Origin of the sequence: Micromonospora sp. NBC_01405, assembly GCF_045040155.1 — a bacterium.
Taxonomy (GTDB): Bacteria; Actinomycetota; Actinomycetes; order Mycobacteriales; family Micromonosporaceae; genus Micromonospora.
In genome coordinates this window covers 5,291,504-5,312,899 of record NZ_CP109532.1, presented here as the reverse complement: position 1 = coordinate 5,312,899, position 21,396 = coordinate 5,291,504, and the positions used below count along the sequence as shown (strand labels likewise).

Genomic DNA, 21,396 nt, shown 5'->3' with positions numbered 1-21,396 from the left:
GCGTTGGTGAGGCCGGCTGACCCCGGCCAACCACTGACCACCTCAACAGCCAGGATCAGCCGTCAACGTGACCCTCCCTGCGAACGTGCGGCGGTGTCACGGCCGGCGCCAGCTGGGATGACGGCGGGCTGCGCGAGGTTCTGTCGCTGTACGTCCGGCACCGCCAAGTCCTGGGCGTCCTGGGCCGAGGAGCCGTTCTCGGATTGCCTGATCCTGATGACGACGATCGTCGCCACAGCCCAGAAGGAGCCGAGAAGCAGGGAGGTGATCGCTTCGCTGAGCCGGCCCCATCCGACATGGAGGCGCGATCCGGTGAGCACCAGGAGCACCGTCCCGGCGCTGATCCCCACTGCGAAGGAGCGCACCCGGCCGGTGCCACGCGTCCGCGACCACGCCAGCAGGGCGAGAGCGGCGGTGACCACGGCATCGAAGCTGAAGAACACCGTCGGACCGGTGCGGTCCTCCGTCAGGGTCAGGACTCTGTCGAGCAGGAACAGGGGGATGACGGGGCCGAGCGCGGCAAGGGCATCGAGCAGCGTCGGACGCCGGTCGAGTCTGCGCAGGGTGACGACAAGTGCCGCGAAGAACGCCCCCACCAGGAACAACCAGGTCACCGTCATGGAACCCACGGCGATCGCCAATCCCGCCTTGCGTAGTTCCTGCCGGTCGGCGAACCAGGCAGCGACCGGGCCGTCCAGCGAGTCCAGGCCGCTGAGCCGTACGGCGAAGACGGCGACCTCCGTCATCGCCCATCCGGCGGCCAGCACGACAGCCAACCCGATACCAAGGGTGAGAGCGGTGACACGACGCGGCCCCCACCCGACACCCACCCTGCCGCAACGGTCGGACAGGCGGCGTGCCGCGTCCGAACTCGCCAGCAGTTGCCATGCCTGGCGGACGGGGTCGGGGTTGCGGGCCAGCCACCGCCCGGCCAGCACGACGCACAGTCCGACCGCTGCCAGGAGGGCCAGAGCCCCGGTGGCGTGGCCGAAGGAGGCGCTGAGCTGTTGGTAGGAACTGCCGGCGGCATAGCCGGCCAGAATCTCCAGACTCGCCCACCCGACCACGCCGGGAAGGTTCCACCTGGCGAATGACCGGTACGGCATTCCTGCGGCTCCGCACAGATGCGGCACGAGTGTCCGGACAACGGTCACGAACCGACCGGCCAACGCCGCCCGCCCACCGTGCTTCTTGATCATCTCGTCGGCTCGATCCCAGAGGTCGGCACTGATCCGCCGACCCAGCACGGTGGCGCGCAGCCGTACGCCCTGTCGCCGTCCCGTCCAGTAGCCGAGATGATCGCCCAGCAAGCCGGCCAGCACCGACACCAGGAGCGCCACCCAGAGGTCCAGGCCGCCTGTCCGACTGAGAAACCCCACCAGCAGCAGGGTGGACAACGTCGGCACCGCGACGCCCGCCAGCAGCGCTGTCTCAGCGCAGACCAGCACCGCCACGATGGCGTACACCAGCAGTGGTGGCACCGCGGTGAGCACGTCCGTCAGCCAACCCATCGTGCCGGCCCCCTACCGTCGGACTGCCGTGGCATCCAGGCCCTCCGCGTGGCCCCTGGCCGGCCGGTGCAGACGCCAGACCCGGGCCGGGGGCAGATTCGCCCACACCTTGTGCTGACCGGCGCCATAAAGGTGCTGATAGGCGTTCATGACCTCATCGACCGCAGCAAGCCGACGCCTTTCCGTGCGCGAACCGACAATTGCACGCGGGATTCGGGTTCCGAAATACGCGAAATAGGTCAGAGTGCCGCCGCGATGCAGGAGCGCCATGAGCCGGGACATGATGGCCTCGACGTCACCAGGCGCGAAATTGGTCAACGGGAGGCCGGAGATGATGACGTCGTAGCGCTGGCCGACGTCGAATTCCTCAACAACGGTTTCGTGGATTTCCACGGTGAGCGCCCGGTCGGCCAGGAGGCAACTCTCGCGCTTGATCCGACGCAGCCGGCCGGTGAAACGCGGATTGGCCTCCACCACGTCGAGGCGGCTTCCGCGGGGGAGCTCAGGCAGCAGGTGACGCGTCACCGCGCCGGTGCCGGCGCCCACTTCGAGGACCGCCATCGGCCGGGCAGGATGGCTGCGCACCGGCCACACCAAGGCTCTGGCCAGGGCCTCGGCGCTGGGCGCAACCGCGCCGACGGATCGCAGGTCGCGGGCCGCCTCGCGCAGAAAGGTCAGGTCGTCTGCCCGGCGGTCGAGCGGAGAGGTGTCACCGATCATGTCGGTGACGCTATGCGCCGGCGACGCGCGGCAGATCCGCCGATGTACGACGCGTATCCCCTACTTTGGTAGGGGGTACGCGTGGTCGACAGCCGGATCGGGGGCGCTGTGTTCCCCTCTAGGATCGGCAGGGTGGGAAGTACCGATGGGCTGCGGCAGACGTGGTACGGGCGTGCCGTGCTGGTGGTTTTGCTAGCGGTATTCGGGTTGTACAACGCGGCGACCATCACCGAAGGCCCGGAATTGGTGGTTCTCTGTGTCGCCATCCCTTTGTGTGCCGGTGTGCTACTGGCCCGGCGGATTCCCTGGTTCGTCGCGCCCGTCGTGGTTTCCGTGGCCGCAGCGGTATGGGGTGGCCTGCTTTTTCTGCTGCTGTGTGTCGCTCTTTTCGACCTGGCGGTCGGTCGACACGTCCGGGTGGCTCTGGGCTGCGTCGCCGCTGTCGCCGGTGTTCGGGCGTTCGTCGATCTCGCGACCGCTACGTGGCAGATCGACCAGTACAGTTCCTTGGCGCTGCTGTCACTGCTGTCCATCGTCAGCGGCCTGTGGCGTGGTAGCCGGCGCCGGATGGTCCAGCTCCTGGCCGACCAGGTCGAGCACCTGCAGATCGAAGGCGCGTTGCGCGAAGAGGCCGCACGCAGCAAAGAGCGATCCCGCATCGCCGCGGAAATGCATGACATCCTGGCGCACCGCTTGAGCCTCATCGCGCTGCACACCGGGGTACTCGTCGCGAGCGGCGATGCGCTACCCCCGCGGGTCACCGACCGCCTGCGCCTGCTGCGAACCGCATCCACCGAGGCACTGACCGACCTACGCGATGTGCTCGGCGCTCTGCACGAACCCAGGACGTCTCCCCAGCTGACGCCAGTCCCCGGGCAGGTGCAACAGGTGGTCGACGAAGCGCGCGCCGCCGGGCAAGACGTCGAGGTCACCGTCGACGGCAGCCCCGACCTGGTACCGACGACGCACCGGCTCGCGGTCTACCGTGTGGTCCAGGAGGCGCTGACCAATGCCCGCAAGCATGCCGCCGGGGCTGCGGTGACCGTGTACATCGACTACCGGACACCGGCAACGCGGGTCGAGGTCACCAACGCGGCCGCGACATCCGCGCCCGGGGCCGTCGCGTCGGGCTACGGACTCATCGGGTTACGCGAGCGCATCACCGGCCTCGGCGGTGACCTGCGCAGCGGTCCCGGCGGCGCGGGCTCCTGGCGGCTGACCGCACGCCTCCCCCATCCCACCGGCACCACACAGAACAGGCCCACCCCGTGATCCGAGCCATGATCGTCGACGACGACGCCCTCGTCCGGCTGGGCCTGTCCGACCTGCTCAACAGCGACCCCGGCATCGACGTCGTGGCCCAGGCCGCCGACGGCATCGAAGCTGTCGAACAGGCCACCCGCCAGCGCGTTGACGTCGCCCTCGTCGACGTCCGCATGCCCCGCATGAACGGCATCACCACCGTGTCGAGGCTACGGGCCCTCCCCAGAGCACCACGGATCATCACACTGACCACCTTCGACCTCGACGACTACGTCTACAACGCGCTCGCGGCCGGTGCTGACGGGTTCCTGCTCAAGGACACCGACCCCGCCGAGATCCTGCGCGCCGTCCACGTGGTCGCGGCCGGCTCGGCCATGCTGCATCCCGCCGCAGCCCGGCGCCTGCTCGACCGCTACCACGCCACCACCAAGCCACAGACAGCCGCCGCGCAGCACCGGATCGACAGGCTCACCCCCGCGAACGGGACGTCCTCGCCCTACTCGCGCAAGGCGACACCAACGCCGATATCGCCGTCCGGCTCGCCATGCGCGAAAGCACCGTCAAAGCCCATGTCAGCCGCATCCTGGCAGCATTGGAGGTCACCAACCGCGTGCAGGCCGCACTGTTGGCCCGCGACGCCGGAATCACTCCCTGACCGAGGCGTGTCCCGCCCCGGAGGCCAGCGCCGTCGCCTCGGTCGGGTCCAGAGGCGGCTCCTACGACAATCCGATGGCCGAAGCGTTCAACTGGGTCTGGCCGGCGACGGGGCCAGGAGCGACGCGTCGATCGCCTGCAACAGGGCCGTCGCGGACCCGGTGAGGCGCCTGCCAGACGGCCATACTGCCCGCAACGTCCGACTCAGCGGCAGGTCATCCACCGGCACGGTCACCAGTTGGCCGGAGGTCAACTCCGTCTCGACGGCGTACCTGCTGAGCACTGCGGGCGCGGTGCCGGTCATGGCGGCTCCTTTGACGGCGGCGTTGGAGCCGAGAGCGAGGTGGGGCGGCAGCGGGTCCAGGTCGCGCAGGGCCAACTCCAGTGTTTCGCGGGTGCCGGAACCTGCCTCCCGGACCACCAGCCGCGTGTGCGCAAGCTCAGTTGGCCGCAGTGGGCGGTTGAGCCGAGCCCACAGATGCTGCGGCGCCACCACGACGACAAGATGGTCATGCCCGACGATGCGGTGGTCGAGCCCGTCCGGCACCGTCGGGCCTTCGACGAACCCGATGTCGACGCTCTCATCGGACACCAGCATCCGGGCGACCTCGGCGGAGTTGACGACGGTCAGGCCGACCCGCACGTCGGGCTCCCGCTGACCGAGACTGTGCAGCCAACGGGGAAGCAACGCCTCGGCGACAGTCATGCTGGCGGCGATGCGAAGCTGGGCCGCCCGCGCCTGTCGCATCGCGGCGAGGCTGCTCTGGAACTCGTCGGCGGCCGCCAGCAGCCGCAGTGACCAGGTCACCACGACCTTACCGTCGTCGGTCAGCACCGACCCACGCGGCGTCCGGGTGAGCAACGGAAGCCGGGCCTGGCGCTCCAGTGCGGCGAGCCGCTTGGTGGCCGATGGTTGGGCCATCCCGATCGCGCGGGCGGCCTGGCCGACGCTGCCCAACTCTGCCACCCAGGCCAGGAGGCGGAGCGACAGCAGATCAGGAAGTTGGCTCATAGCCACAGGCTATGACGTGCACCGCACCTGAGGACTACTGGTCACGATGCGCCGGCTTCAGGCTGTCTTCATGGCGATCAGGAATCCGACCAGAGCGGGCGACGACCGCACCCGGGCGCGGCGAAGCTCTGACCGGCTCGCCGCCGTGCTGCCGGGCCTGCTCGTCGCCGGCGCGGCCGCCGCCATCGGGTACGCCGTGAACCACCAGATCGGGGCGGCCAGCCCGCTGGTGGTGGCGATCGCGCTCGGCATGCTGCTGAGTGCGCTGGGCGGATCCCGTCCGCGACTCCGGGACGGCCTGCGGCTCGCCTCGTCGACGCTCCTACGTACCGGAATTGTGCTGCTCGGCCTGCAACTGGTCGTCTCCGACATCCACCGGCTCGGGGTCGGGCCAATCGTCGTGGTGCTCGTGAGCGTCGCCACCGCGTTCGTCGTCACCCGCTGGGTCGGGCGGCGGCTCGGCCTGACCCCGGCCCGCTCACTGCTCGTTGCGACGGGGGTGGCCATCTGCGGGGCGTCGGCGGTCGCCGCGATGAACCAGGTTGCCGACGGAGAGGATGACGACGCCGTCACAGCGGTCGCCGTGGTTACCGTGCTCGGCACACTGTCGCTGGCGCTCCTCCCCGTGTTGGGGCTACTGCTCGGGCTCGACGACGCCACGTTCGGCATGTGGATCGGGGCGAGCGTGCACGAGGTCGGTCAGGTGGTGGCCATAGGAGGAGCGGTTGGCGCGGCCGCGTTGTCCACCGCGGTGGTGGTGAAGCTGTTCCGGGTAGCACTCCTCGCGCCGCTCGTCGCAGCGGTCGCGATCGGTCGCCGTTCGGCGGCGCAGGAGGACGACGGCGCTGAGCTTCCGCCAATCCTTCCGTGGTTCGTGGCCGGATTCCTCGCGATGGTGGCGCTGCGTACCACCGGTTGGCTGCCCGGCGGAGTGCTCACTGCCGCATCCACGGCGAGCACACTTCTGCTGGCCACAGCCATGTTCGCGCTCGGCGCCGCGGTCAACCTGCGGGCCGTCGCCCGCAGTGGCCGCTCTGCGGTGAGTGCCGGTGCCATCGGTACTGCCGTCCTGGCGGCCACATCGCTGGCCGGCCTGGCCCTGGTGACCTGACCCGTGGCGCCAGGCAGTTGTCAACCGCGCCGCCTGGAGTGCGCCAGTAGTCGTCGCGAAGGCGGTGAGCTGGGGGTTACCGGATTGCGCTGACGATCAGGCGATCATCTCGAAACTATCGCTTGAGAATCTCGCAACTTTCTGGAAACCTATAACCGTCGATGAGTGTGAACGCTAACACAGGCCGATCGGTTCAGGACCCACCACGAAACAACCAGGTCAGTCGCGGTACCGCCTCGACTCCCGACCAGCAACCGGGCGAGGCGGTCCATGTCCGCAGCAGTCAACCCACAGAACTCGGGAGGTACTCGCGTCGACTACGCGGGGAGAGCCTGACGCCCGTCGCCACCACCCCTGCCGGCCGGGCGGCTGGCTCCTCACCGCGAGCCGTACTCACTGGTCACACAGCCCAAGGCGAACCGCATCCCGGTAGGCGCGCCTGGCATGGGTCGTGTCGCCGGGGGGGGCCGTTGGGCGAAAGCGCCCAGGCCGACGCCGGCATTGAGGCGAGATTGTCCGAATCGCTCTAGAAAGCTACCCTACCCACCCGTTGGAGGATCAGCATGGTCTCCCGGACCCGTCCCACCAGGCGTCGGCTTCGAACGCTCTCGGTCTCCGGAATCGCCGCGGTCGTCGCGGCTCTCGTCGTGTCCCTGCTTCCCAATCTCGCCCAGGCCGCCGAGAGCACCCTGGGTGCGGCTGCGGCCCAGTCGGGTCGGTACTTCGGTGCCGCCGTAGCCGCCAGCAAGCTCAGCGACGGCGCGTACACAACGATCTTGAACCGGGAGTTCAACAGCGTCACTCCCGAGAACGAGATGAAGATCGACGCGACCGAGCCGCAGCAGAACAACTTCACCTTCACCAATGCCGACCGGATCGTCAACCATGCCCTCAGCCGGGGCTGGCAGGTACGCGGCCACACCCTGGCCTGGCATTCGCAGCAGCCGAGCTGGATGCAGAACATGAGCGGCAGTGCCCTGCGCCAGGCGATGCTGAACCATGTCACCCGGGTGGCCACCTATTACCGGGGCAAGGTCGTGGCCTGGGATGTGGTGAACGAGGCGTATGCCGACGGCAGCAGCGGCGCGCGGCGTGACTCCAACTTGCAGCGCACCGGCAATGACTGGATCGAGGCCGCGTTCCGGGCCGCAGACGTCGCCGACCCGGGCGCGAAGCTCTGCTACAACGACTACAACACCGACGATTGGACCCATGCGAAGACGCAGGCCGTCTACAACATGGTGCGCGATTTCAAGCAGCGTGGCGTGCCGATCGACTGCGTCGGGTTCCAGTCGCACTTCAACGCCAACTCGCCGTACCCGAGCAACTACCGCACCACCCTGTCCAGCTTCGCGGCCCTCGGTGTGGACGTGCAGATCACCGAGTTGGACATCGAGGGCTCCGGCAGCGCGCAAGCCACCGCCTTTCGCAACGTGATCAACGACTGCCTCGCTGTGGCCCGCTGCAACGGTGTCACGGCGTGGGGTGTACGCGACTGCGACTCGTGGCGCTCCAGCGGCACCCCGCTGCTCTTCGACTGCAACGGCAACAAGAAGGCCGCCTACACCTCCACCCTTGACGCGTTGAACAGCGCGACTCCTTCTCCCACCTCGTCGGCCACGGCCACACCGCCGCCGGGGCCCATCGACCCGAGCGCGTGGTACGAACTGTTGAACCGGAACAGTGGCAAGGCATTGGACGTGTGTGGCTCGTCCACGGCGGACAATGCCTGCGTTCAGCAGTACGCCCGCTCGGGTGGGCAGAATCAGCAGTGGCAGTTCGTCGACTCCGGTGGTGGCTATTACCGGATCCGGGCGCGGCACTCGGGCAAGGTGCTGGACGTGTCCAACTACTCGACCGCGGACGGTGCCGCGATCGTGCAGTACGGTGACCACGGCGGAACGAACCAGCGGTTCCGGCTGGTCGACACGGGCGGCTACGTCCGGCTGATCAACCAGGGCAGCGGCAAGGCGGTGGAGGTCCAGAACTCGTCCACCGCTGACAGTGCCCCCGTCGTGCAGTACACCGATTGGAACGGCACGAACCAGCAGTGGCAGTTGGTCCGGGTCGGCGGACCCACCACCTCGCCGACGCCGACGCCGACTCCTACCGGCACGTGCACTCTTCCATCGACGTACCGTTGGACGTCGACGGGCTCGCTGGCGAACCCGCGGTCGGGTTGGGTCTCGCTGAAGGACTTCACCGTCGCGCCCTACAACGGCAGGCAACTCGTCTATGCGACGACACACGACACGGGAACGTCGTGGGGCTCGATGAACTTCGGCCTCTTCACCAACTGGTCCGACATGGCCGCGGCCAGCCAGAACCCGATGTCTTCTGCCACTGTCGCGCCAACGCTCTTCTACTTCGCCCCGAGGAACATCTGGGTGCTCGCGTACCAGTGGGGTGGGCCCGCTTTCTCCTACCGGACGTCGAGCGACCCCACCAACCCGAATGGGTGGTCCTCGCCGCAGACGCTCTTCTCTGGAAGCATCTCCGGCTCCGGTACTGGACCAATTGACCAGGCCATCATCGGTGACGGCGCCAACATGTATCTGTTCTTCGCCGGGGACAATGGCAAGATCTACCGGGCCAGCATGCCCATCGGCAATTTCCCCGGCAGCTTCGGCACGACGTCGACAGTGGTCATGAGCGACACGACGAACAACCTGTTCGAGGCGGTTCAGGTCTACAAGGTCCAGGGCCAGAACCAGTACCTCATGATCGTCGAGGCGATCGGCTCGCAGGGTCGCTACTTCCGCTCGTTCACGGCCACCAGTCTGGGGGGCTCGTGGACCCCGCAGGCCGCAACCGAGAGCAACCCCTTCGCCGGCAAGGCCAACAGTGGCGCCACCTGGACCAACGACATCAGCCACGGCGAACTGATTCGCAGCAACGCAGACCAGACCATGACCATTGACGCCTGCAAGCTGCAGTTCCTCTACCAGGGACGTTCCCCCAACTCCGGCGGTGACTACGGCCTCCTGCCCTACCGGCCAGGTCTGCTGACGCTACAGCGCTGATGGCGTGACGCAGGTCCGGACCGGAAGCTCCTGACGATCACGGGCAACGACATGTGTCGAATCGGGCAACGTTGTCACGACTCACGATCAGGAGCGGGTCAATCCCAAGCGGCGGGCTCGGCGCAAGGCCGAGCCCGCCCAGGGCAGTTGTCGCGGGTGCGGTGACAAGCGACGCCACAGGGCACCGGCCCATTCGCCGGACGGCGGCGACTGCGCGCCGCCGGTCCGGACCGGGCCGCCGCCCCCGGCAGCTCTCAGTCGGCCGCGCAGACGACACCTGCAGAGCTGCATGACGAGGCACTAGCGGTAGGTAGGCGCAGTTTGGGCGCACTGATCTGCCCGCCGTGCGCGGGTGAAGCCCGCAGGCCTCAGTCGGTTGCAGTAGATGCCGGCTTCAGACGCTTCCGCTCGACAACGCTTGTTGCCGTCACCACACTCAGCGGCGGCACGTCCTTCGCGACGACGGCGCCTGCGCCGACGACCGAGCCGTGACCGATTGTGACTCCGGGGGTGACCGTGGCTGCGGCGCCGATCCACACGTCATCCTCGATGACGATGGGCGCGTGCGTGATGAAGTCGTACCGTTCGTCGAGCTCGACGGGGTGTCCAGCCGTGCTCAGAGTCACTCGGGGACCGATCAGGACGCGGTCACCGATGGTGATGCCCCCGTAGTCGAGGAAGAAGCATCCCTGATTGATGAACACGCGCTCGCCGAACGATGCGCCAAGCCCGTAGTCGCAATAGAACGGGGGCAGGATGGACAGAGAGCCGGGGATCGGTTGACCGAAAATCTCGGTGAGCACCGTCCTGCGCGCCTCGAGGTCGCCAAACGGCAGCCCGTTGAGTCGCGAGGTCAGGTTCATGACGAGCTGTACGCGTTCCGCGAAGGCTCGTGACTCGGGCGTCCGTGTTCGTAGGCGTTGCTCGTTGCGCACACGGCGATGCTGGCACGGCGAGTCAGGGACCCGGTGGCGACCCACCGGCGGGGAGCGCACTTCGTGATCGTGGGTTCCCATCGAATGTCCGGATCTGCCGCGATCCTTGCGGGTGTCGCGTCAAGCAGCGAGTCTCTTGATCATGATGTGCTCCCGACGGATGCCGTCGGGCATGAGGTCGCCCAGCTCGCCCATGTCATGGAAGCCGTTTCGCTGGTAGAGCGCCCAGGCGTTGTGGTTGCCCTCCACCACGGCCAGCCGTAGTGTCCCTGCGCCCACCTGCCGAGCCCGCTGCTCGACCGCATGCAGGAGGTGGTCGCCCACGCCTCGGCCACGTCCCGCCGGAGCCACGTACATCGAGATGAGCTCCACGACGCCGTCCTGATCAGTGGGCACTCCACTGGCCATCCCGACGGGCGGCCCGTCGAGCATCGCCACCACGTTGTACGAGTCGGGGATGGCCAGCCGAAGCCGCCAGCGTTCCTCACGGTCGCCGTCGCCCTGCCAATCCGCCAGCTGTGAACCGAAGGCGTACGGCGCCTCCGTCAGCGCAGCGAGCCGCAGTTCCCGCCAGACCTGCCAGTCGCCCTCGGTGAGCACACGCGTATTGATCACTCTTGAAGGCTGCCGCAGCTCTGGGGACCAGGCAATGCGTTTTCGGCTGAGCCATCGGCGGGCCGGTAACCATGCGGCCCAGTGGTCACGAGCGGGCACGTGATGCCATCGGCACGGCCGCCGAGCGCAGGCGTCTGGGGCATCACGGCCGCTTGTTTCTCAGTGTCGACGCAACAAGTAGGTGTCCATCACCCAGCCCCGACCCTGCTTCACCTCCGCTCGTCGTGACCAGATCGCATCGGCGACCTCGTCCAGGCGGCCGGCGACCAGCTGCTCGTCGGACGAGCCGAGGTTCGCGCCCCACCAAATCTGCCAGGTCGAGGGCTCAGGTAGCCGGCGGCAGGTCAACGCCCCGTCGAGCATGACGACGAGGTTGTCGCCGGCTGCCGCGTCCTCGAGCAGGCGCCGGCCGGTCGTGATCGTGATCGGGCCACCGATCGCGTTGAGCACGAGTCGGTGGCGGGCCGCGAGCAGCTGGACACTGCTGAGACCAGGCACCACCTCCACCGCGACGTCGACGCGTCCGCGCTCGACGATGCGGTCCGCCAGCCGGATCGCCGAGTCGTACAGGGCCGGGTCGCCCCACACGAGCACCGCCGCATCTCCCGGGTTGTCCAGCAGTGCCTGCTCGTAGACCTGCGCCCGCGCCTCGTGCCAGTCGCGCACCGCGGTGGCGTAGTCGGCAGGGTCGGCACGGTCCCGCTCGGGGTCGGGGACGTGCACGAGCCGCCACTGCCCTGTGACGTGCCGCTCGCAGATCGCCTCGCGCATCGCGATGAGGTCGGCCGTGCCCGGGTGCTGCGCGGTCTTGTCGGCGACGAGGAAGTAGGCGACCTCGTTGAGCACCCGGGCAGCCTGGGCCGTCACCAGCTCGGGGTCGCCCGGGCCCAGCCCGACGAGCGCGAGGCGTCGTGTCACGCGTCGTCCTCCAGGTCGCCCTCGACCTCCAGGTACACCCGCGCCATCTCCGCCATGATCTCGGTGTCCGGGTCGGACCACAGCCCGCGGTCAGCAGCCTCGTTCAGCCGTTCCACGATGCCACGCAGCGCCCAGGGGTTCGCGCGGCGCATGAACTCCTGGTTCGTCTCGTCGAGGACGTACTCGCGGGCCAGAGACTCGTACATCCAGTCGTGGACGACGCCGGCGGTCGCGTCGAAGCCGAACAGGTAGTCCACGGTCGCGGCGAGCTCGAACGCGCCCTTGTACCCGTGGCGCTGCATCGCCGCAATCCAGCGCGGGTTGACGACGCGTGAGCGAAAGACGCGGTTGGTCTCCTCCTGCAGCGTGCGGGTGCGCACGGCGTCCGGCATGGTCGAGTCCCCGACGTACGCCTTCGGCTCGGCGCCGGTCAGCGCGCGGACCGTGGCGATCATGCCGCCGTGGTACTGGAAGTAGTCGTCGGAGTCGGCGATGTCGTGCTCGCGCGAGTCGATGTTCTTCGCCGCGACGACGATGCGCTTGTAGCTGGTGCGCATGTCGTCGGTGGCCGCGACACCGTCGAGCCCTCGGCCGTACGCGAAGCCGCCCCACGCGGTGTAGACCGCGGCCAGGTCGGCGTCGTCGCGCCACGTGCCGGACTCGACGACCTGGAGGATGCCGGCACCGTACGAGCCAGGCTTCGAGCCGAAGATCCGGGTGGTGGCCCGCCGCAGGTCGCCGTGCTCGGCGAGGTCCTCGCGGGTGTGCGCGCGGACGAAGTTGAGCTCGTCGGGCTCGTCCAGCCCGGCGACGATCTGCACGGCGTCGTCGAGGATCTCGATGACGTGCGGGAAGGCGTCGCGGAAGAAGCCCGAGATGCGGACGGTCACGTCGATGCGCGGACGGCCCAGCTCGTCGAGGTCGATCACCTTCAGGCCGTTGACGCGTCGCGAGGCCGGATCCCAGGTCGGGCGCACGCCCAGCAGCGCGAGCACCTCGGCGACGTCGTCACCGGACGTGCGCATGGCGGACGTCCCCCACACGGACAGGCCGACCGAGCGCGGGTGTTCGCCGGTCTCGGCGAGGTGCCGGGCGACGAGCGACTCGGCCATCGCCTGTCCCGTCTCCCACGCGAGGCGCGACGGGACGGCACGCGGGTCGACGGTGTAGAAGTTGCGACCGGTCGGCAGGACGTTGACCAGTCCGCGCAGCGGGGAGCCGGACGGCCCGGCCTCGACGAAACCGCCGGCGAGCGCGTGCAGGACGTTGGTCAGTTCGTCGGTGGTGGCGGCCAGGCGCGGGACGACCTGCTCGGCGGCGAACCGCAGGACGTCGCGCACGACCGGGTCGTCGTGCAGCGTGTCGATCGCGTCGACGGCCCAGCCGGTCTTCTCCATCGCCTCGACCAGGGCACGGGCCTGCCCCTCCACGGCGTCGACCGCGGGGAGAGGGGCGTCCTCCGCGAGCCCCAGGGCGGCGCGCAGGCCGGGCAGAGCGCGGTTCTGGCCGCCCCACACCTGCGTGGCGCGGAGCACGGCGAGTACGAGGTTGACCCGCGCCTCCCCCGTCGGCGCCTGGCCCAGCACGTGCAGCCCGTCGCGGATCTGGACGTCCTTGATCTCGCACAGCCAGCCGTCGACGTGCAGAAGGAAGTCGTCGAACTCCTCGTCGTCGGGTCGCTCCTCCAGCCCGAGGTCGCGGTGCATCTGCGCGGACTGCATGAGCGTCCAGATCTGCTGGCGGATCGCGGGCAGCTTCGCCGGATCCATGGCCGCGACGTTGGCGTGCTCGTCGAGCAGCTGCTCGAGCTCGGCGATGTCGCCGTAGCTCTCGGCGCGCGCCATCGGCGGTACGAGGTGATCGACGATCGTGGCGTGCGCGCGGCGCTTGGCTTGGGCGCCCTCGCCGGGATCGTTGACGAGGAACGGGTAGATCAGCGGCATGCTGCCGATGGCGGCGTCCGTGGCGCACCCGGCCGAGAGCGCGGCGTTCTTGCCCGGCAGCCACTCCATCGAGCCGTGCTTGCCCAGATGCACGACCGCGTCGGCGCCGAAGCCGAGCTCAAGCCAGCGGTACGCCGCCAGGTAGTGGTGCGACGGTGGCAGGTCGGGGTCGTGGTAGATCGCGACCGGCTTCTCACCGAAGCCGCGTGGCGGCTGGATGAGGATGACGACGTTGCCCGCGCGCAGCGTGGCCAGCACGATGTCACCGGCGTCGTCGACGAACAGTGAGCCGGGGGCCTCGCCCCAGGTCTCGGCCATGGCGTCACGAAGCTCGTCCGGCAGGTGCGCGGTCCAGCGCAGGTAGTCGTCGCGGCCGATACGCACGTGCGACTCGCTGAGCTGGGCCTGCGTGAGCCACTCCTCGTCCTGGCCACCGGCCTCGATCAGCGCATGGATGAGCGCGTTGCCGGCCGTCGTGTCGGGGTCCTCCCCCTCGACCGGCGGGAGCGGGTCGAGCCCGGGGATCTCGCCGGGCGCGCCGAGGTCGTAGCCGGCGTCGCGCATCGCGCGCAGCAGCCGGATCGCCGATACGGGCGTGTCGAGGCCGACGGCGTTGCCGATGCGGCTGTGCTTGGTCGGGTAGGCCGACAGGACAAGGGCCACCTTGCGCTCGGCCGGTGGAACGTGTCGGAGCCGCGCGTGGTTCACCGCGATGCCCGCGACGCGGTCGCACCGCTCGGCGTCGGTCTGGTAGCGCGGCAGACCGTCGGCGTCGACCTCCTTGAACGAGAACGGGACGGTGATGAGCCGGCCGTCGAACTCGGGGATGGCGATCTGGGTCGCGGAGTCGAGCGGGGTGACGCCGTCGTCGGATGCCTCCCAGTCGGCCTTGCTGGAGGTGAGCGCCAGTGCCTGCAGCACGGGGACGTCCAAGGCGCGCAGCCGCTCGACGTTCCAGGACTCGTCGTCGCCGCCGGCGCTGGCGGTGGCGGGCTTGGAGCCGCCGGCGGCGAGTACGGTGACGATGATCGCGCCGAGCGTGGCGAGCTCGGTGAACAGCTCGTCGGGCGCCGCCCGCAGCGAGGAGACGAAGATCGGCACGCCGACGGCCTTGCCGGTCGCGTCGATCGCGTCGGCGAGCTCGTGCGCGAACGCGTTGTTGCCGCTCACCTCGTGAGCCCTGTAGTACAGGACGCCGATCCGTGGCACATCGCTCCCGGCTGCCTGCCGGCCGACGCCCCACTCGGGCAGAACGGCCGGCGGCTCGAAGCCCTCGCCGGTCAGCAGCACCGTGTCGGAGAGAAAGGCGTGCAGCTGACCCAGGTTCTCCGCGCCTCCCTCGGCGAGGTAGCGGTGTGCCTCGGCGCACACGCCGATCGGCACGGTTGACAGCTCCATGAGTGCGGCGTTCGGCGTCCGCTCCCCGCCGAGGACGACCAGGGGACACCCGGCGTCGCGCACAAGGGCGGCGACGTCCCGCACGTCCTCGGGTGAGCCGAGCACGCGCAGCACGACCAGGTCCGCCTCGGCGGTCAGGGCGTCGCGGCGCTCGTCGGTCACCCGGACAGGGTTGGCCCAGGTGTAGTCCGAGCCGCTGGCACGCGCCGACAACAGGTCGGTGTCCGACGTGGACATGAGAGCGATGCGGGTCATGCTTCTCCTTCGGTGGAGATGGTCCGGGAGCCGAGGCGCAGGCCGTCGACCGGGCGACCGGCGCAGAGATGCTCGCGGACCAGCCGTGCCGCGTCGCCGGGTCGTACCGGCCCGTACCAGGCGCCGTCGGGGTGGACGACGGCCACGGGGCCGTGATTGCACGGGAACAAGCACCCGGTCTGCGCCATGAGGACGTCGGAGTCGGTGAGCCGGTGCTCGACGAGCGCGCCGACGAGCGCGCGGTAGGTCTCGTCCGCACCTCGGGCGCTGCAGCGCGGGCCACGGCACAGCAGCAGATGGTGCCGGTACGGCGGGGGCGCGTCCCAGGCCGGTGACGACAACGGCGCCTCGCGGCCGGTGATGGTCCGCTCTCCGAACCGGATGACCGGCGGGTCGATCTGCTGGCGGTGCCAGTGGCCGGCGACGCGTCCCACCCACGAGCGGGCGTAGGTCAGGTCGTCGGTGCTCACCGGCTCGAGGCGAACCTCTCGGACGCCGGCGGCGTGCACCAGGTCGAGCACGTGGGTGAGTGTCGGCTCGCCGCCCTGCAGGAATGCCAGACGGGCACCGGCGGCCTCGGCCCCCCGGCGCAGCACCGCTGATCGGGCGGCGTCCGGCAGCGCGGTCGCGACGTGGACGAGGACGCTCACGACGTCAGGAGCAGACGAGCCAGTTGGGCAGAACCTGGTGGGAGGATCCGGTCTGGTGCGAGCGAGGATGACGAGACACGACGGTCTTCCTTCGTCCGGAGGCCTGTGCGCGAGGCCTGGATGGGCAGGTGTCGCAGACGGGGTCTGCGGCCAGCAGGTCTTCGGACTTGGGATCAACCGGACGGAGCGCCTTCCCAGACCGTTGGTCCAGTGGCGTCGTGCTCCGCCCGTCACCCTCACCGCTGCGCGTCAGTCCCGGACTCTCACCGGGTTCCCTGGCTCATGGCTGAGTTTGGCTGGCATGACGAACGTAGCACCGCCGACCGGCGGCGCCCGAGACGGGCTCTGGCACGATGGCGCCGTGACCGAGAGGACCCGCCGTGACCTGTGTCCCGGTCTGCTGCGCCCCTGGATCGCCGACGACGGCGCGCTCGTCCGGGTGCGCGTCCCCGGTGGCGCCGTGACGACCGAGGCGCTCGGCGCACTCGTCCGGGTGGCGCGTGAGCACGGCGACCGCGCGGTCCACCTGACCAGCCGCGCCAACCTCCAGGTGCGCGGCATCGAGCACGACGACGGGCGCCTGCCGGACGCGGTCGTGGACGCGGTCATGGCCACCGGGCTCGTGCCGTCGGCGTCGCACGAGCGGGTGCGCAACATCTTGGCTTCACCACTCACCGGGCGCAGCGGTGGCCGCGCCGACCTGCGTCCGGTGAGCGCTGACCTCGACGCCCGGCTGTGCGCGGAGCCCCTGCTCGGCGCGCTGACCGGCCGGTTCCTGTTCGTGCTCGACGACGGCCGCGGCGACCTGGTCGAGCGCGACCTGGACCTCGGTCTCGTGGCGCTCGACACGGGCACCGCGCAGTTGCGCGCCGGGACGTCGTGGGGACCGGTCGTCCCGCTGGACGAGGCCGCTGCGGCGCTGACGAGACTCGCCGTGCGGTTCGCCGAGCTCGCCGGTAGCGAACCGAGCTCTCCCTGGCACGTCGACGAGCTGCCCGGCTCCGGCGCGGCAGTGCTGGGCGCCGCGCTCGAGCGTGCCGCGGGGACCCGGGTGAGCACGCCGCCGCCCCCGCTTGGCAGGATCGTGCAGGACGACGGCCGTGTCGCGCTGCACCTCGCGGTGCCCGACGGCCGGGTGGATGCTCGCCTCATGGACGAGGTCCGCGCCCTCGGTGCCGGCGACCTCGTCGTCACGCCACGGCGCACCCTGCTCGTCCCCGATCTGGAGAATGCATGACTCTCGCCCCACCGACGCGCCGCTACGACTACGTCACCGACGGCGCGGCGATCTACGCCGACTCGTTCGCCACCATCCGCGCCGAGGCCGACCTGTCGCGTGTCCCGGCCGACGCCGAGAGGGTCGCGGTGCGGATGATCCACGCGTGCGGGCAGACCGACCTGACGCGGGACCTGGTGATCCACCCCGGTCTCGTGGCGGCGGCCCGGGCGGCGCTCGATGCGGGGGCGCCGATCCTGACGGACGCGCACATGGTCGCCGCCGGCGTCACCCGCGCCCGGCTGCCCCGCGACAACGAGGTCCGCTGCTTCCTACGCGAGCCCGAGGTCCCGGCGCTCGCCCGCGAGTGGGGCACGACCCGGTCCGCCGTGGGGGTGTCCCTGTGGGCCGAGCACGTCGAGGGTGCCGTCGTCGCGTTCGGCAACGCCCCCACGGCCCTGTTCCACCTGCTGGAGATGCTACGTGACGGCGCACCGCGTCCGGCCGCGATCATCGGCACGCCGGTGGGTTTCATCGGTGCGGCCGAGTCCAAGCAGGCGCTCATCGACCTCGCCGCCGAGGCACCGGGGCTCGACGTGCCGTATCTCGTGGTGACCGGGCGTCGCGGCGGCTCGGCGCTGGCCGCCTCGGCGCTCAACGCCCTGGCCCAGGAGGCGGAGTGAGTGGCCGGCTGTTCGGCGTCGGGGTCGGCCCGGGGGATCCCGAGCTCGTCACGCTGAAGGCCGCCCGGCTGATCGGCGCGGCGGACGTCGTCGCCTACCACCAGGGGGTCGGCAAGCAGTCCAACGCGCGTCGCATCGCCGCCGACCTGCTCCCGGACGACGTGATCGAGGAGGCGCTCGTCTACCCGGTGACGACGCAGACCACCGACCACCCGGGCGGGTACGCCGGCGCGATGGCGGACTTCTACGCCGAGTGCGGCGAGCGGCTCCGCGCGCACCTGAGGGCGGGCCGCGACGTCGTCGTGCTGGCCGAGGGCGACCCGATGCTCTACGGCTCGTTCATGTACCTGCACGACCGGCTCGCGGGCGAGTTCGAGACGCAGGTCGTCGCAGGCGTACCCGCCTTCGCGGCCGCCACGGCCACGACCGCCCTGCCCCTGGTCCGGCAGACCGACGTGCTGACCGTGCTGCCCGGCACGCTTCCCGAGCCGGAGCTGGCCCGACGCCTCGCCGACACCGACGGCGCCGTGATCATGAAACTCGGCCGCACGTTCGCCAAGGTCCGCTCGGCGCTCGAGCAGGCCGGACGCGTCGAGGGGTCCTGGTACGTCGAGCGGGCGTCGATGGACGCCCAGCGGGTTCTCCCGGTCGCCGACGTGGACCCCGAGACGGTGCCGTACTTCTCGATCGTCCTGGTCCCCGGCGACACCCGCCCCGGTGTGGCGCGCTACGACCGCTCGGCGAGTGCGGTCACCGAGCCCGTCGCCGGTGCCGAAGTCGTCGTCGTGGGCCTCGGTCCCGGTCCCGACCAGTGGCTCTCCCCCGAGGCGTCGCAAGTGCTCGCGGAGGTCGGCCACGTCATCGGCTACGGACCGTATGTCCAGCGCGTCCCGCAGCGCCCGGGCCTGGTGCGTCACGCGTCCGGCAACACGGTTGAGGTGGACCGGGCCCGCGAGGCGCTCGAGCTGGCGCTCGCCGGTGAGCGCGTCGCGGTCGTCTCCGGCGGCGACGCGGGCATCTTCGGTATGGCGTCGGCGGTGTTCGAGGCCGCGGAGGACCCGCGCTACGCGGACGTCGCCGTGCGCGTCGTGCCCGGAATCTCTGCCGTCCAAGCGGTCGCGGCGCGCGCCGGCGCCCCCATCGGCGCTGACTTCGCGGTGATGAGCCTGTCGGACCGGCTCAAGCCCTGGGACGTCGTGGTGAAGCGGCTGCGCGCCGTCGCCGAGGCGGACCTCGTGCTCGCCCTCTACAACCCGCGCTCGCGCTCGCGCACCGAGCAGGTCGCGCAGGCCCGAGCAACGCTGCTGGAGCACAAGTCGCCCGAGACCGTCGTAGTCGTGGGTCGCGACGTCGGCCGCGCCGGGGAGAGCCTCACCGTGACGACGCTGGGCGAGCTCGACCCCGAGACCATCGACATGAGGTGCCTGCTGCTCGTCGGCGCCTCGTCAACGCGCGTCACCGCGGCCGGCCGCGTCTGGAGCCCGCGCTTTGTCGCCTAGTCAGCCGCGGGCGCGACGTTCGCGGCTGGCGGCGTACAGGAACGACTCACCGCCGCGGACGTCGGGAGCCAACGCAGGGCCGACCAGGATGACCGCGGCCTGGCGCAGGCCCGCGGCCTCGACCTGGTCGCCGATGTCGGCCAGTGTGCCGCGCAGGACGAGCTGATCCGGCTGCGTCGCCTTGGACACGACGACGACCGGGCACCCGTCGCCGTAGTGCTCGGCCAGCTCGGCGGCCAGCTCGCGGCTGCGAGTGATGGCCAGGTGCAGGGCCAGGGTCGCGCCGGTCGCGGCGAACGCGGCGAGCTGCTCCCCCGGCGGCATGACCGTGGAACGGGCCTGAGCGCGGGTGAGCACGACCGACTGGGCCAGCTCGGGGACGGTCAGCTCGGCGCCGACGATCGCCGCGGCAGCCGCGTAGGCGGGCACACCGGGCGTGACGTCCCACGGGACCTGCGCCGCGTCGAGCCGGCGCGCCTGCTCATGTACCGCCGAGTACAGCGACGGGTCGCCAGAGCACAGCCGCACGACCTCCAGCCCGTCGGCGTGCGCCTGCACCAGGTGGGCGGTGATCTCGTCCAGGTCGAGGTGCTGGGTGTCGACCAGCCGGGCGTCGTCGCGGCAGTGGCCGAGCACGTCGGCGTCGAGGTAGGTGCCCGCATACAGGCACACGTCCGCGACCTCGAGCAGGCGCACCGCGCGCAGCGTGAGCAGGTCGGCGGCACCGGGTCCGGCCCCGACGAAATGGACGGTCATGACTCTCCCTTGGTGACGGTCCACTGGCTGACGGCACGCGCGGGCGTCCAGCCGGTGAAGCCGCCGAGCGGCTCGGCGCGCTCGACGTGCAGACGGACGAGCTCGCCGCCACGGCGACGGTACTGCTCGAGCAGCACCGCCTCGGTCTCGGCCGTGACGCCGTGGACGACGAGCCGGCCACCGGTGCCGAGCGCGTCCCAGCACGCTTCGAGCACGCCGGGGACGGTCGCTCCACCGCCGACGAACACCGCGTCAGGGCGCTCGAGACCGGCCAGGGCGTCGGGCGCCGAGCCCTCGACGAGACGCAGGCCGGGAACGCCGAGCGTGGCGGCGTTGCGACGCACGAGCGCGGCGCGGTCGGCGCGGGACTCGATCGCGATCGTCCGCGCCGTCGGCCACGCACGCATCCACTCCACGCCGATCGAGCCGCTGCCGGCGCCGACGTCCCACAGCAGTTGACCGGGAGCGGGCGCGAGCCGGGCCAGGGCGCTGGCACGCAGGTCGCGCTTGGTGATCTGCCCGGCGTGCTCGAACGCGTCGTCGGGGAGCACCCCGCCCGCGGCCCAGCCCGGTCCGGTGCCCCGGATTTCGGCGGCCAGGACGTTCAGCCGGGGCACGTCCACGACGTTCCACGAAGCCGCGGTCGACTCGGCACGCGACTCACCTGCGGCGCCGAGGTCGCCGAGCACGGCCAGCCTGGACTCTCCCCAGCCGAGTCCGGTGAGCAGCGCAGCGACGGCGGCAGGCGTCGTTTCGTCGCTGGAGAGCACGAGCAGCCGCCGCCCGGGGGCGAGCGCGGGGACGACGAGGCGCACGTCGCGGCCGACCAGGCTCACCGTGGTGACGGACTCCGCCGGCCACCCGAGACGTGCTCGAGCGAGCGCCACGGAGGAGACCGCAGGCACGATCGTCACCCGTTGCGGGCCCAGGATGTCCAGCAGCGTCGTGCCGACGCCCGACACGAGCGGGTCGCCCGACGCCAGCACGACGACGGGCCTGCGCGCGGCGCCCAGCAGGCCCGGCAGATTCTCACGCAGCGGCGACGGCCACGCGACGCGCTTCTGGCCGTCGACCGGCGGCACCGCATCGAGATGCCGGGCTCCGCCGAGCAGCGTCGCAGCCCCGTGCACCAGCGTCCGAGACGGCTCCGGAAGGCCCGCCCAGCCGTCGGCCCCGAGCCCGACAACGGTCACGTGCGCCTCCATGGTTGCACCCTAGCCCGGTCCGCCCGGCC

The 21,396-nt window shown here is 70.5% G+C and carries 17 protein-coding genes, 1 pseudogene and 1 riboswitch; of the genes and pseudogenes, 8 read left to right on the top strand and 10 right to left on the bottom strand.

Annotated features, from left to right (window positions below):
* Nucleotides 1-62: 62 nt before the first annotated feature.
* Nucleotides 63-1,493 carry a DedA family protein gene (locus OG559_RS23095; RefSeq protein ID WP_405106836.1) on the bottom strand — a complete coding sequence of 477 codons (1,431 nt, stop codon included), beginning with the start codon at nucleotides 1,491-1,493 and terminating at the stop codon, nucleotides 63-65.
* 30 nt (nucleotides 1,494-1,523) lie between these two features.
* On the bottom strand, nucleotides 1,524-2,231 hold the full coding sequence (locus tag OG559_RS23090; protein ID WP_405106834.1) for a class I SAM-dependent methyltransferase: 708 nt from the start codon (nucleotides 2,229-2,231) through the stop codon (nucleotides 1,524-1,526).
* 132 nt (nucleotides 2,232-2,363) lie between these two features.
* On the opposite strand from OG559_RS23090, the gene OG559_RS23085 reads away from it, so the two are divergent.
* The 3 genes and pseudogenes from OG559_RS23085 to OG559_RS23075 all read left to right on the top strand — a co-directional run bounded on the left by OG559_RS23085 (nucleotide 2,364) and on the right by OG559_RS23075 (nucleotide 4,149).
* The gene (locus OG559_RS23085) at nucleotides 2,364-3,503 is read left to right on the top strand and encodes a sensor histidine kinase (RefSeq protein ID WP_405106832.1); all 1,140 of its coding nucleotides are present in this window, start codon (nucleotides 2,364-2,366) and stop codon (nucleotides 3,501-3,503) included.
* 8 nt (nucleotides 3,504-3,511) lie between these two features.
* Nucleotides 3,512-3,784, top strand: a pseudogene (locus OG559_RS23080) (response regulator transcription factor); the annotation flags it as partial.
* Between the two features lie 236 nt (nucleotides 3,785-4,020).
* Nucleotides 4,021-4,149, top strand: coding sequence for a LuxR C-terminal-related transcriptional regulator (locus OG559_RS23075; RefSeq protein ID WP_405116898.1), 129 nt, complete (start codon nucleotides 4,021-4,023; stop codon nucleotides 4,147-4,149).
* An 87-nt stretch (nucleotides 4,150-4,236) separates the two neighbouring features.
* On the opposite strand, the gene OG559_RS23070 is transcribed toward OG559_RS23075, so the two are convergent.
* Nucleotides 4,237-5,160, bottom strand: coding sequence for a LysR family transcriptional regulator (locus OG559_RS23070; protein WP_405106830.1), 924 nt, complete (start codon nucleotides 5,158-5,160; stop codon nucleotides 4,237-4,239).
* 70 nt (nucleotides 5,161-5,230) lie between these two features.
* On the opposite strand from OG559_RS23070, the gene OG559_RS23065 reads away from it, so the two are divergent.
* Together OG559_RS23065 and OG559_RS23060 are read left to right on the top strand one after the other, a co-directional pair.
* Nucleotides 5,231-6,271 (top strand): YeiH family protein, encoded by a 1,041-nt coding sequence (locus OG559_RS23065; RefSeq protein WP_405106828.1) that lies wholly within the window; start codon nucleotides 5,231-5,233, stop codon nucleotides 6,269-6,271.
* A 563-nt stretch (nucleotides 6,272-6,834) separates the two neighbouring features.
* Nucleotides 6,835-9,294, top strand: a complete 2,460-nt coding sequence (locus OG559_RS23060) for a non-reducing end alpha-L-arabinofuranosidase family hydrolase (RefSeq protein WP_405106826.1) — start codon at nucleotides 6,835-6,837, stop codon at nucleotides 9,292-9,294.
* Nucleotides 9,295-9,662: 368 nt separating this feature from the next.
* Here the strand turns inward: OG559_RS23060 and OG559_RS23055 are convergent, their stop codons facing one another.
* The 5 genes from OG559_RS23055 to OG559_RS23035 all read right to left on the bottom strand — a co-directional run bounded on the left by OG559_RS23055 (nucleotide 9,663) and on the right by OG559_RS23035 (nucleotide 16,008).
* The gene (locus OG559_RS23055; RefSeq protein ID WP_405106824.1) at nucleotides 9,663-10,229 is read right to left on the bottom strand and encodes a sugar O-acetyltransferase; all 567 of its coding nucleotides are present in this window, start codon (nucleotides 10,227-10,229) and stop codon (nucleotides 9,663-9,665) included.
* A gap of 120 nt (nucleotides 10,230-10,349) precedes the next feature.
* Nucleotides 10,350-10,844 (bottom strand): GNAT family N-acetyltransferase, encoded by a 495-nt coding sequence (locus tag OG559_RS23050; protein ID WP_405106822.1) that lies wholly within the window; start codon nucleotides 10,842-10,844, stop codon nucleotides 10,350-10,352.
* 159 nt (nucleotides 10,845-11,003) lie between these two features.
* Complete coding sequence (gene cobF, locus OG559_RS23045; protein ID WP_405106820.1) at nucleotides 11,004-11,762, bottom strand: precorrin-6A synthase (deacetylating); 759 nt, start codon at nucleotides 11,760-11,762, stop codon at nucleotides 11,004-11,006.
* The gene (cobN, locus tag OG559_RS23040) at nucleotides 11,759-15,358 is read right to left on the bottom strand and encodes a cobaltochelatase subunit CobN (protein WP_405106818.1); all 3,600 of its coding nucleotides are present in this window, start codon (nucleotides 15,356-15,358) and stop codon (nucleotides 11,759-11,761) included. The genes cobF and cobN overlap by 4 nt, the downstream gene beginning before the upstream one ends.
* The gene (locus OG559_RS23035) at nucleotides 15,355-16,008 is read right to left on the bottom strand and encodes a (2Fe-2S) ferredoxin domain-containing protein (protein WP_405106816.1); all 654 of its coding nucleotides are present in this window, start codon (nucleotides 16,006-16,008) and stop codon (nucleotides 15,355-15,357) included. The genes cobN and OG559_RS23035 overlap by 4 nt, the downstream gene beginning before the upstream one ends.
* Before the next feature lie 134 nt (nucleotides 16,009-16,142).
* Nucleotides 16,143-16,324, bottom strand: a riboswitch (cobalamin riboswitch).
* A gap of 45 nt (nucleotides 16,325-16,369) precedes the next feature.
* Between OG559_RS23035 and OG559_RS23030 the strand changes: the two genes are divergently transcribed.
* The 3 genes from OG559_RS23030 to OG559_RS23020 are packed head-to-tail and all read left to right on the top strand — an operon-like array spanning nucleotide 16,370 to nucleotide 19,406.
* Entirely contained in the window at nucleotides 16,370-17,245 is an 876-nt protein-coding gene (locus tag OG559_RS23030; protein ID WP_405106814.1) for a sulfite reductase subunit beta, read from the top strand.
* Nucleotides 17,242-17,907, top strand: a complete 666-nt coding sequence (locus tag OG559_RS23025; protein WP_405106812.1) for a precorrin-8X methylmutase — start codon at nucleotides 17,242-17,244, stop codon at nucleotides 17,905-17,907. The genes OG559_RS23030 and OG559_RS23025 overlap by 4 nt, the downstream gene beginning before the upstream one ends.
* Nucleotides 17,904-19,406, top strand: coding sequence for a precorrin-2 C(20)-methyltransferase (locus OG559_RS23020; protein WP_405106811.1), 1,503 nt, complete (start codon nucleotides 17,904-17,906; stop codon nucleotides 19,404-19,406). The genes OG559_RS23025 and OG559_RS23020 overlap by 4 nt, the downstream gene beginning before the upstream one ends.
* Here OG559_RS23020 and cobM read toward each other — a convergent pair whose 3' ends face one another.
* Nucleotides 19,407-20,162 carry a precorrin-4 C(11)-methyltransferase gene (cobM, locus tag OG559_RS23015; protein WP_396673752.1) on the bottom strand — a complete coding sequence of 252 codons (756 nt, stop codon included), beginning with the start codon at nucleotides 20,160-20,162 and terminating at the stop codon, nucleotides 19,407-19,409. It lies immediately after the preceding gene.
* Nucleotides 20,159-21,367, bottom strand: a complete 1,209-nt coding sequence (cbiE, locus tag OG559_RS23010; protein ID WP_405106808.1) for a precorrin-6y C5,15-methyltransferase (decarboxylating) subunit CbiE — start codon at nucleotides 21,365-21,367, stop codon at nucleotides 20,159-20,161. The genes cobM and cbiE overlap by 4 nt, the downstream gene beginning before the upstream one ends.
* Nucleotides 21,368-21,396 lie beyond the last annotated feature (29 nt).

Coding starts and splice junctions, on each gene's coding strand:
- OG559_RS23070 (WP_405106830.1), bottom strand. CDS start 5,160: ATGAGCCAACTTCCTGATCTGCTGTCGCTCCGCCTCCTGGCCTGGGTG.
- OG559_RS23090 (WP_405106834.1), bottom strand. CDS start 2,231: ATGATCGGTGACACCTCTCCGCTCGACCGCCGGGCAGACGACCTGACC.
- cobN (WP_405106818.1), bottom strand. CDS start 15,358: ATGACCCGCATCGCTCTCATGTCCACGTCGGACACCGACCTGTTGTCG.
- OG559_RS23025 (WP_405106812.1), top strand. CDS start 17,242: ATGACTCTCGCCCCACCGACGCGCCGCTACGACTACGTCACCGACGGC.
- cbiE (WP_405106808.1), bottom strand. CDS start 21,367: ATGGAGGCGCACGTGACCGTTGTCGGGCTCGGGGCCGACGGCTGGGCG.
- OG559_RS23065 (WP_405106828.1), top strand. CDS start 5,231: ATGGCGATCAGGAATCCGACCAGAGCGGGCGACGACCGCACCCGGGCG.
- OG559_RS23060 (WP_405106826.1), top strand. CDS start 6,835: ATGGTCTCCCGGACCCGTCCCACCAGGCGTCGGCTTCGAACGCTCTCG.
- cobM (WP_396673752.1), bottom strand. CDS start 20,162: ATGACCGTCCATTTCGTCGGGGCCGGACCCGGTGCCGCCGACCTGCTC.